The sequence below is a fragment of the Tsukamurella soli genome, assembly GCF_039541155.1.
Lineage (GTDB): Bacteria > Actinomycetota > Actinomycetes > Mycobacteriales > Mycobacteriaceae > Tsukamurella > Tsukamurella soli.
The window spans coordinates 1-10462 of the sequence record NZ_BAABFR010000135.1 but is presented as its reverse complement, the minus strand read 5'-3'; the positions used below and the strand labels follow the sequence as shown (position 1 = coordinate 10462).

The 10462-nt window shown below is 72.2% G+C and carries 11 protein-coding genes; 4 read left to right on the top strand and 7 right to left on the bottom strand.

Translation table 11 applies throughout. The features are described from left to right. Positions 1-678: 678 nt before the first annotated feature. Together ABD908_RS24720 and ABD908_RS24715 are read left to right on the top strand one after the other, a co-directional pair. Complete coding sequence (locus tag ABD908_RS24720; protein WP_345001079.1) at positions 679-1836, top strand: zinc-binding dehydrogenase; 1158 nt, start codon at positions 679-681, stop codon at positions 1834-1836. 3 nt (positions 1837-1839) lie between these two features. Beyond that, a complete protein-coding gene (locus tag ABD908_RS24715; protein WP_345001077.1) occupies positions 1840-2742 on the top strand; it encodes an exodeoxyribonuclease III in 903 nt (300 codons plus the stop codon). 153 nt (positions 2743-2895) lie between these two features. Here ABD908_RS24715 and ABD908_RS24710 read toward each other — a convergent pair whose 3' ends face one another. Genes ABD908_RS24710 through ABD908_RS24690 form a run of 5 tightly spaced genes read right to left on the bottom strand, consistent with a single transcriptional unit; the run spans position 2896 to position 7461 of the window. Beyond that, a complete protein-coding gene (locus tag ABD908_RS24710) occupies positions 2896-4134 on the bottom strand; it encodes a cation:proton antiporter (protein ID WP_345001075.1) in 1239 nt (412 codons plus the stop codon). 10 nt (positions 4135-4144) lie between these two features. Then, positions 4145-4549: a hypothetical protein gene (locus tag ABD908_RS24705; protein ID WP_345001073.1), complete on the bottom strand. Its 405-nt coding sequence runs from the start codon at positions 4547-4549 to the stop codon at positions 4145-4147. 28 nt (positions 4550-4577) lie between these two features. Continuing rightward, the gene (locus tag ABD908_RS24700; protein WP_345001071.1) at positions 4578-5723 is read right to left on the bottom strand and encodes an alpha-hydroxy-acid oxidizing protein; all 1146 of its coding nucleotides are present in this window, start codon (positions 5721-5723) and stop codon (positions 4578-4580) included. A gap of 30 nt (positions 5724-5753) precedes the next feature. Then, positions 5754-6536, bottom strand: coding sequence for an alpha/beta fold hydrolase (locus ABD908_RS24695; protein ID WP_345001069.1), 783 nt, complete (start codon positions 6534-6536; stop codon positions 5754-5756). Positions 6537-6564: 28 nt separating this feature from the next. Then, positions 6565-7461 (bottom strand): alpha/beta hydrolase, encoded by an 897-nt coding sequence (locus tag ABD908_RS24690; protein WP_345001067.1) that lies wholly within the window; start codon positions 7459-7461, stop codon positions 6565-6567. 109 nt (positions 7462-7570) lie between these two features. Between ABD908_RS24690 and ABD908_RS24685 the strand changes: the two genes are divergently transcribed. Beyond that, positions 7571-8014 carry a flavodoxin domain-containing protein gene (locus ABD908_RS24685; protein WP_345001065.1) on the top strand — a complete coding sequence of 148 codons (444 nt, stop codon included), beginning with the start codon at positions 7571-7573 and terminating at the stop codon, positions 8012-8014. 122 nt (positions 8015-8136) lie between these two features. Here the strand turns inward: ABD908_RS24685 and ABD908_RS24680 are convergent, their stop codons facing one another. Next, positions 8137-8649: a DUF4395 domain-containing protein gene (locus tag ABD908_RS24680; RefSeq protein ID WP_345001063.1), complete on the bottom strand. Its 513-nt coding sequence runs from the start codon at positions 8647-8649 to the stop codon at positions 8137-8139. A 183-nt stretch (positions 8650-8832) separates the two neighbouring features. Between ABD908_RS24680 and ABD908_RS24675 the strand changes: the two genes are divergently transcribed. Next, positions 8833-9306, top strand: coding sequence for a hypothetical protein (locus ABD908_RS24675; protein ID WP_345001061.1), 474 nt, complete (start codon positions 8833-8835; stop codon positions 9304-9306). On the opposite strand, the gene ABD908_RS24670 is transcribed toward ABD908_RS24675, so the two are convergent. Then, positions 9281-9748 carry a MarR family winged helix-turn-helix transcriptional regulator gene (locus ABD908_RS24670; RefSeq protein ID WP_345001059.1) on the bottom strand — a complete coding sequence of 156 codons (468 nt, stop codon included), beginning with the start codon at positions 9746-9748 and terminating at the stop codon, positions 9281-9283. The genes ABD908_RS24675 and ABD908_RS24670 overlap by 26 nt on opposite strands. Between the last annotated feature and the right edge of the window lie 714 nt (positions 9749-10462).

Sequence of the window (10462 nt, the reverse complement as noted above, 5' to 3'; positions counted from 1 at the left end):
TGGTTGTCTTCCTAAGACCGCTTGGCCTCCGACTTGGTGCGCCGAGAGCGCGGCCGTGGCCGCGAGTTCGCCGACCACGACGCCGGTGAGGACGGCGATCGCCAGGCGCCCGGCGAGCCCGGCCGTGCCCCGGGCACGGGTGGCTGCGAGGGCCCGGGACACCGCTCCCACGACGAGGCCGAGAACGACCCCGATCGCGACCGCGGCCACCGTCGGCAGCCGGGTCCCCGCACCGACGGCGAGGCCTCCGGACACCCCGGCGGCGACCGCGGCCAGCGCGACCATGACCCCGACGGTGGCGAACGTCGCCCGGTCGTCGCGGTCGAGGCACTCGCGTGGGCGCCCGCCGCCCAGCGCGACCACGGCCGCAACGGGCCGGGACGGTCGTGTGCGATAAGTCCCCTCGGGGGTTCTGTGCGTCATGGCCGCTCCCTGTACTCTGCTTGCGGACAAGCGTGGCAGCAGGCGGCGGTCGTGCCGAATCGGCGGGGCCGCGCGATGCCTGCTCGTGCGCCGAATACCCGGGACGTGCCAGGTCAGCCGGTTCCCGGGGGCCATCGGTGAGACCCATCACACTCGGCGTGGCGCGCCGATATCCGCGGCGACTGTTCGCCCGCCCCACGCCTTGCCGCTAGCCTGGGCGCGCCAGCATCGACGCGGCGACCAGGAGGCTAGCGAATGAGAGCAGTGATCGTGACCGGCGGCGAGTTCACCGTCGAGGACGTACCCGCGCCGGACCCCGGAACCGGCCAGCTGGTGCTGAACGTCTCCCGCACCGGCATATGCGGTTCGGACCTACACGCGCGGTACCACGCGGACCAGGTCTCGGATCTGATGGCCACGGCCGGCCAGGACGGCTTCATGCGGTCCGACGAGCGCATCGTGATGGGCCACGAGTTCGTGGGCACCGTCGCGTCCTACGGGCCGGGCTGCAGGAAGCGCTGGCCGGTGGGCACGCGCGTCGTGGCGATGCCGATCCTCAAGACCGACGCCGGCGCGCAGCTGACCGGGTTCTCCACCCAGGCCCCCGGCGGCTACGCCGAGCAGGTCGTGGTGCAGGAGGCGGTCACGATGCCGGTGCCCGACTCGCTCTCGGACGAGCAGGCGGCGCTCACCGAGCCGATGGCGGTCGCGTGGCACGCGGTCCGGCGGGCCGCGGTGGGCCGACGCACCGCGATCGTCATCGGCTGCGGTCCGATCGGGCTGGCCGTGATCACGATGCTCCGCGCATCGGGCGTCAAGCGGATCGTCGCCAGCGACCTGTCGCCGCGGCGCCGCGAGTTGGCCCGCGAATGCGGCGCGCACGCGGTGGTGGACCCGCGCGTGGACTCCCCCTGGGACGCGTACTCCGCGAAGAACGAGATCCGCGGGTACAGCGAACTGGTCGCTCTGGGCATCTCGACGATGGAGAAGCTGCGGATCGTCGACCGGCTGCCGTGGCCGCGGGTGTTCCGGCTCGCCGAGCGGATCGGTGCGACCCCGTCGGGCCCCGTGGTCTTCGAGTGCGTGGGCGTACCCGGGATGATCGACTCGGTCATCGCCGCCGCCCCCCTGATGTCCCGCGTGGCCGTGGTCGGCGTCTGTATGGAGACCGACCACTTCACCCCTGCCGTCGCGATCGGCAAGGAGATCGACCTGCGGTTCATGTTCGGCTACGACCCGGGCGAGTTCCACGACACCCTGCACATGATCGCGAGCGGCAGGGTGGACGTGCGGCCGCTGATCACCGGCACCGTAGGGCTGGGCGGCGTCGACGCCGCCTTCGCGGCGCTCGGCGACCCCGAGAAGCACGCCAAGATCCTGATCGCGCCGTCCAGCACCGCGACCGCCCCGTAGCCGGTGTTCACCGCGGCCACCGTCAACGTCAACGGGATCCGCGCGGCGACGCGACGCGGATTCGGCGAGTGGCTCGCCGCCCGCGACCCCGACGTGGTGGCAGTGCAGGAGCTACGCTGCCCGACGCGCGAACTCCCCTGTCTCCCTGGTTATCTCGCGTGCGATACCGGCACCGTCGCGGGCCGCAACGGCGTCGGTGTCCTGACCCGCGTGCCGCCGGACGCCGTGCGGAGCTGGGCCGGGGAGGCGGTGCTGCTCACGCCCGACGGTCCCCGCCCGACGCCCGCGCCTCCGGGCCCGCTGGCGCGCGGCCTACGGCCGTTCGCCGCCGAGGGCCGGTACCTCGAGGTGGACCTCGGCGACCGGCCCGTCACCGTCGGCTGCCTGTACCTGCCGAAGGGCGGGTTGCCCGCAGAGCTGCAGCGGCCCGGATCGATGCGCGAGGCGCCCGACGGCGGCGCGAAGTACGAGCGCAAGATGCGCTTCCTCGACGCGTTCGCGCGACAGCTGGCGCGCACGCGGCGGGCCGCCGCCGGCCGAGGTCGGGAGTACCTGCTCATGGGCGACCTGAACATCGCGCACACCGAGCTGGACGTGACCCGCTGGCGCGCGAGCAGCAAGGTGGAGGGGTTCCTGCCCGAGGAGCGCGCCTGGCTGGGCACACAACTCGGTCCGCGGACCCTCGTAGACGTCGTGCGCCGGCTGCACCCCGACACCCCTGGCCCGTACTCGTGGTGGAGCTGGCTGGGGCAGGCGTTCGAGAAGGACGTCGGCTGGCGCATCGACTACCACCTCGCCACACCCCGCCTGGCGGCCGCGGCAGTAGACGCCACCGTCGACAAGGCCGAGACGCGGGAGGGGCGACTGGCCGACCACGCGCCCGTCGTGGTGCGCTACGAGGTGTGATCCCCGAGCGCGTCCGGTGACCGGCTGTCGGGCGCGACGCAGGCCGGGTAGCTCCCCAAAGGAGATCGCCGTCCCCATCCTGCGTCGCCGTCCCGAGCCGGGATCGCGCGCTCGGTCGGGACCTGGACGCAGCGTGGGGGCGGACGATCGGCGCTAGGGGCTTCGCGCGCCGTCCCCGGTCGGTCGACCGTGCGGATCGGGCGTTGCGGGGGTACTCGGCACCGTCGGCGCCCCACCGGTTGCCGGCGCTGCTGCGTTGGCCGGACCGCCGAAGCCGCGTGCCGCGACGCCCGCGCATGCGGCGGCACCCGCGATCGTGATCAGCGCGCCGAGGATCATCGCAGCCGCCTCGCCGGGCACCAGCACGTGCAGCTGCTCACCGACGGTGACCGCCGCGACCGGTACCCCGATCTGGGCGGCGGCAAGGGTCCCCAGCGGCAGCGGCTGGCCGAGCACGCGCATGGCGGCATGCACCACGATCGCGCCCACCCCGAGCGCCAGACCCAGCAGAATGAACCGCGGATGCGATCCGAAGTCGCGCAGGTCGATCCGCGAGCCGAGCCACACGAAGAACAGCGGCGAGAGGAACCCCTCGCCGATCGCGAACAGCTGCTTCGCGACCCGGCGCGGCTCCCCGACCCCGGCGACCGCGAGGCCCAGCGCGAACCCGGCCAGCATGATCGACACCCCGGTCGCCGTCGCCAACGCAGCCAGGGCGAACAACGCCACCAGGCTCACGCGCAGCTCGACCGCGAACCTCCGGTCCTCCGACGCCGTGTGCACCCGCTGCCGCAGCCCCGACTTCTCGGCCCACCGCAGCACGACGAACAACGCACCGGCGCAGACTGCGACAGCGACCGCGCCGACGGCCGCCTTCGCCGCGTCGTGCACGTCGATCACCAGCGGCAGCGCGACGATGGAGACGGTATCGGCGATCGCAACCTGCGCGGTGGTGGCGAGGACGGCGGGGCCGGCCAACCCGACGCCGTCGATGATGGGAAGCACCACGGCCGCGGACGACGACGCCATCAACACGGCATAGACCCCCGCGTGGCCCGTGTGGAACGCGGTCGCGAGGCCGTAGCCCGCGGCGGCGGCCAGCACGCCCACGGCGACCGCGCGCACCGCACCCTTGCCGAGCGCGCCCCGCACCTTCGGATCCCGCACCGGCACGTGGGTTCCCGCGATGAACATGACCACCGCGAATCCGATGTCGGCGAGGAAGGTGAACACCTTGTCGTCCGGGTGCAGCACTCGCAGGCCGGTCACACCGAACACCACACCGGCCGCGAGCTCACCGACGATGACGGGGATGTGCCAGCCCGGCCGCCACGCGAGTGCCGGCCCGACCAGCCCCAACACGATGACCAGGGCGAGCGTCGAGAACGTCACGGATTCACGCTCACCAGTCGGCGATCTTCGCGGGGATGTCGGTGTTCTCGTCGGTGTAGTAGCTGGCGCACACCCGGTGGTAGCCGTCGGCGATCTGCGCGAGGACACCCTTCGCCGCGTCGCCGCGCACCAGCAGGATCGGCGAGAGCGGCTTGCCCTTGCCGATCCTCTGCAGGTCGGCCTTGACGTGCGGGTTGTCGGTCGGCAGCAACGGCAGACTCGCGGCGCGCAGGATGTCCTTGGCCTTCTTGTGGACGATCGGCGCGGCGCGCAGGCTCTGTACCGCCTCCGTGACGGCGTCGTCGACGGCCACCAGCGCGAGGTAGTCCGCGGCCGCGGGATAGTCGTGGTCCTCGGGTTGGTCGAGCCATTGCACGGTCGTGCCCGGTTGGGGAGTGGGATCAGAGTTGCTCATCGCGCGATTGTGGCACGCCTCGAGCAGTTCAGCGGGCCTCGACGACCTGCAGGTCGGCGATCCGGGCAAAGCAGTCCGCGGCCATCGTCAGGTCCGCCTCCGCGAGGAGCGAGCGCACGACGTGCGCGACACCGTCGGCGCCTCCGAGCGCGAGGCCGTAGACGTACGGGCGGCCGATACCGGCGAGCGTCGCGCCCAGGCCGAGCACCCGGAGGACGTCGACCCCGTCGCGGATCCCGGAGTCGAAGACGACCGGCAGGCCGGATGCCGCGATGACGTCCGGGAGGTGCCCGATCGCCGGCAGGCCGCCGTTGGCCTGTCGTCCGCCGTGGTTGCTGCACGCGACGGCGTCGACGCCCTCGGCCGCGGCTCGGCGTGCGTCGTCGGGGTGGCAGATGCCCTTGAGCACGATCGGCAGGTCGGTGAGGCGGCGGATCCGGGCGACGTCCTCCCACCCGAACGTCGGCTTGGAGAACAGCGACGACCAGACGATGCCCGCGTGCAGCGGCGCGGGGTTCTCGGCGCCCGCGAGCTCGAGGAATCGGGGGTCCGACGTGTAGTTGGCGAGGCATCGCCCGCGCAGGAACGGGATGTAGGCGTTGGTGAGATCGCGCGGGCGCCAGCCGAGCGTGCCGGTGTCGAGGGTGATCGCCAGGGCGTCGAAACCCGCGGCGTCGGCCCGCCGCACCAGGTTGTCGGTGAGCCGATCGTCCCTGGTGGGGTACAGCTGGAACATCGCGAACGAGTCGCCGCGGGCGTCGGCGATCTGCTCGAGCGGCGCGTCGGAGAGCGTCGAGTACATGGCGGCGATCCCGAGGGCGGCCGCGGCGCGGGCGGTCTCGAGGTCACCGTCGGGGTAGGCCATGCCGTTGGCGCCGACGGGGCACAGGAAGATCGGCGCCGGCAGCTCGCGGCCGAGGAAGGTGGTGGACAGGTCGCGGGCGGTGCGGTCGCGGAGCATCCGGGGGACGAAGCCGTACCGGCGCAGTGCCGCGACGTTGCGGCTCTGGGTGGTCTCGTCGCCCGCACCGCCGCGGATGTAGTCGAAGATCTCGTGGTCGAGCACCTCGCCGGCGCGGCGCTCGAGATCCTCGAATGTGAACGGGTAGCGACTGTGCTTGGCCAGCAGCCCCTCCGCGTAGATCGGATCTTGGAACGCGCCGAAATTCTCCATGCCCGTGACGCTAGTCGAGCCCGCCACCGCTCAACCCGCGAGGAACAGCGCCGCGTCCGCCGTTGCCCGCGGCTCCTGCAGGTAGTAGCCGTGCCGCAGGCGCGGGTAGGTGATCACGCGCGCGCCGTCGATCGCGCCGCCGAGGATCCGGGCGTTGTCCACCAGGCACAGGGGGTCGTCCTCGCCGTGCAGCACCAGCGTCGGCGCGCGGACCGCGGACAACGCCGCGAACGCATCGTGGTCCATGCTGGCCGCGAAGTGCGCGCGCTGCGCGGGCAGGGACCGGGGCGCGGCGAGGATCGCCTCCTGCTCGGGCGGGTCGGTGTCGAGCCAGTCCGGGGTGAAGAACATCTCCAGCAGCGCCCGCCGGTCCGAGCGCACGAGGATCCGCAGGGCGGCGTCCGGCAGCCGCACCCCGTGCCGGTCGCCGACGGTGGTCGCGCCGAGGACCAGCCGGGAGACGCGTGCCGGCTGCTCGGCGGCGAGCCACTGCGCGGTCCGGCCGCCCATGGAGAAGCCGTACACACCCGCCCGCTCGACCCCGGCGGCGTCGAGCACCGCCGCGGCGTCGCGCGCCGAGTAGCGGGTGCTCCATCCGCCCGCGGGGAACACGTCGTCGCTGCGGCCGACGCCGCGGTGGTCGTACGTGATCACGGGACCCGACGCGCGGAAGCGGTCGACCACCGGGTACCACGCCTGCGCGCCGAGGGCCTGGCCCGCGATGAGCAGAGTGACGCGGTCGGCACCGGCGACGGTGGCGGGGTGCACGTGGTACCAGAGCTGCGCGCCGTCCGGCGCGGTGGCGAAGGACATGGGTACAGAAGCTACCGGCGGCGGGTGATCACGCCGCCAGGTGCCGCCCGATGAACGCCACCTGGGTACCCATCGACCGCAGCCATACGCCGTTGTCGTGCCCACCTGGGACGTAGGAGTGCTCCAGCGGTGGGCTGAAGGCGTCCACGAACCGTTCGACTGTGGGATAGAACGGATCGTCGGTGCCGATGTCGACGCGGATCGGGATGCCCTGCAACTGCGCGGTCATCCGCATGACGTCGTTGGCGTCGAAATCCTCCGCCGAGTCGTACGCGCCGGCCGCGGTGTCGGCGGCGCTCGCGAAGATGGCGGGGCCCTGCGCGCCGACCGCGGCGGTCCGCGCGGCACCGTGCCGGGCCGCGAGCAGGATCGCGCCGTAGCCGCCCATCGACGTGCCCTGGAACGCGACCCGGCCGGTGTCGAGCCCCTGCCTCTGCAACAGCGGCAGGAACTCGTCCAGGATCGCGGCACCGGAATCGGTGCCGTCGGCGCGGCGATGGTAGTACGACGAGTCGCCGCCGTCGATCGACGCGAGGGCGAACGGCGGAACGCCGTCGTCGATGGCCTGCGCGAGGAAGCGGTCCATCCCGAATTCGTCGAACGCGCCCCGGTGGTCGCCGCCACGCCCGTGCAGGACGACGGCGACGCGCACCGGCCCGGCAGTCGCGGGCCTGGCGATCGAGTACCCGAGCGTGGTCTTCATGGCCTTCGACGCGAACGTGCCGCTCGTGACGGGGACGCCCGCCACCGTCGGCACCCGGCCGGGCGTGCCGTCCAGTCCCAGCGCGTGGTCGAGCCGGCCGCGGCCGGGTAGGACCCGCGTCTCGACCCCGGCCGCCAACGCCCCCGCGCCGAGCGCCCCGATGCCGAGCGCCCCCATCCCGGCCCGCAGCGCGGCGCGCCTCGTGAATACCCCATCCCTCATTGGACTTCCCTCCACCGTGCGGAACTCTGCGTTCATTGTGCCGCAGACTCGAACCACACGGCCGCGCGCCGGTTAGGGCGTGCTACCCCCTCCCCGTTATTCTCTGACCATGCCAGTTCACATCTTCTACGGCTCGTCTACCGGGACTGCCGAGGGCGCTGCCAACTCGATGGTCGAGGTATTCGAGAAGCAGGGCGATGTCGAAGTCCACGACATGATGGATGCCGAGATCGACGCCCTCGTCCCCGGCGACTTCCATGTCTTCGTGTGCGCGACCTACGGTGAGGGCGAGCTCCCGGCGGGCGCCGAGTACTTCTTCCAGACCCTCGACGACGAGGCGCCCGACCTGACCGGTCTGCGGTTCGCCGTGTTCGGACTGGGCGACAAGATCTACGAGGAGACGTACAACCAGGGCGGCAAGCTGATCAGCAAGCACCTCGAGGACCTGGGCGCCGAGCGCATCGGCGAGCGCGCCGAGCACGACAACTCCGGCGACGAGGATCCCGACGAGACGGCCGTCGAATGGGCGCAGGGGATCCTGCCGCTCATCTGAAGGCGTCCGCACCTGAGGATCCTCACCTGAGAACCCGTCCTTGACCGCAGAAGCGCCCCGCCGAAAGGCGGGGCGCTGTCGTCTGCGGAGTCACCGCGCGGCGCGGTCTGCCGGGGTACGGGCTACCGCGGGTGGGGGGTGGGGACCTGCAGCTTGGGCGCATCGGTGCGGACGCCCGCGCACGCCTCGCACACGGATGCCGGGATGACGCCCCGCCGCTGGAGGAAACCGAAGACGATGCAGCCCAGGCAGATCCCGAACACGGACTCGAGCAGCGCCGCGATCACGACCAGTCCCACGACGATCCGGTCGGCCGGGGTCACCCCCAGGACGTGCAGGATCAGCCCTGCACCCGTGATGACGAGGCCGATGGTCTGCGCGAACCGCTTCGGCGGGCCCGGCACCATCCTCGTCTTGCCCAACGCGGGCACGATCACGTGCACGGACAGTCGGCCGAACGGCGACAGCGTAGGACCGGCGGCGACGCGCAACGCGAAGCCGATCACCAGCGCCGCGTACAGCCACCAGCTGTTCACGGCGATGGTCACCACCGCCAGTATCACGACGAGCCCCGCGGTCGACCGCGCCGCATACTCGTTGACGGGGTTGGGGAACGTCAGAAATCTCGATGCCACAAGCCGAGACTAACCGCGACCACCCCCTCCGACCAGGGTTGCGATCACCGTGAGCGCAGTCGGCAGCAATGGCGCCGCCCTGCCACAGCGGCCTGCCAGCCACCGTCCCTACCGTCACCGTCACGTTCCTCGTGAACGACACCTCCCGCAAGGCGGGATGTGCTGACGGACAAGGAGAATCATATGGGATTCGAAGCGAACAAGACGGACGCGGTGTCTGGTCGGGCGTGGCGGGCGATCGGCCCGGGCCGCGTGCGACGGGGTGCGATGGTGGCGGTCGGTGGCGCGGCGGTGTTGGCGACGCTCACGGCGTGCGGGTCGTCGGGATCGAGCGGGTCCGCGACGACCGGATCGACGGCCACGGAGTCCTCCAGCACGGCGGGGACACCCTCCGCCGCCGCCTCCAGCACGTCGCGGAGGGCTGCGATGACTGCGTACCGGCAGTGTCTCGAGCAGAACGGGGTGACGCTGCCGAAACATCACGGCGGCATGCACGCAACCGGCTCCTCCACCTCGGCCGCGGCGCCCGCGTCGGGGACAGCCCAGCCCGGCGGGATGCACCACCGGATGGGCCCGCCGGCCGGCGTCAGCGAGCAGGCGTGGCAGAAGGCTCAGGCGGCCTGCGCATCGATCAAGCCCGCCCACCACGCGCACTAGCCGACTCGACGTCGGCCGCGAATGCGGTGTCGGCGAGGCGCGTCAGCAGCGGAACGACCTCCGCGAGCCGGCGCGCCTCGTCGGCCCCGAGTTGCGTGGCGACGAGGGTCGCGAGCCGGTGCGCACGCCCGGTACGTGAGCGACCCAAGACCTCACGGCCCGCAGCTGTGAGCCGGACGATGCGGCGGCGGGCGTCCGGTGCTGCGCCGTCCGGCTCGAGCAGCCCACCACGCTGGAGTTCGCGGATCGCATGCGACACATTGGGGCGACGCAACCCGAGCGCGACGGCGATGGTGGACGGGCTGGCATCGCCGCCGAGCCGCGCCGCCTCACGCAGGATCTGCCATGCGGACACCGACAGATCCGCGCTCTCCCCGCCGCCCAGCCCCGCCGCCAGCCGATCCACCGCATCGTGCAGCCGGGCCGCCTCCCCCAGATTCACGTGATGAACGGTAGTTGCCGCGGACCGGCAGGTGACCGAAATGCGGCATAATCGGATCGTGCCTGCCGGATTCGGTCTACTCCCGGTCTATGCGGTCAGGCGGGTCGGACACCCTCACCTCCCGCCCGGGGCGCACGGCTGATCGAGGGGATCGCCCGGCGACCGCAGCGCAACAGCACCTACCGATGCCGCGTCAGCCGCGCAACCCGCTCGCACGGAGCACCCGGCGCTCGACGCCCGCGCGGATCGCGTCCTCGTCGCCGATCAGCCGGACGCGGGTACGAGCCCGGGTGATCGCCGTGTACAGCAGCTCCCGGGTCAGCAGCCGCGAGCCCACCGGCGGGATCACCACCGACACCGCGTCGTACTGGCTGCCCTGGCTGCGGTGGATGGTCATCGCGTACACGCTGCGCACCGACACGAGCTGGTTGGGGTACAGCAGCGCGACGCCGCTGCCCCGCGCGAACGCCGCCTTGAGGCCGCCGCGCTCGACCACCACGCCGACGTCGCCGTTATAGACCTGAGCGTCGTAGTCGTTGGCGGTCACCAGCAGCGGCTGGCCGGGATACCAGTCGCGGTCGCCCGGCCGGACGCCGGCCCACTCCTCGGCGAGCTGCGCCCAGCGGGTCACGCCGGATCCGCCGTCGCTGTGCGCGCACAGAAGTCGGAGGCCAAGCGGTCTTAGGAAGACAACCACTAGTCCCAACTCCTTGG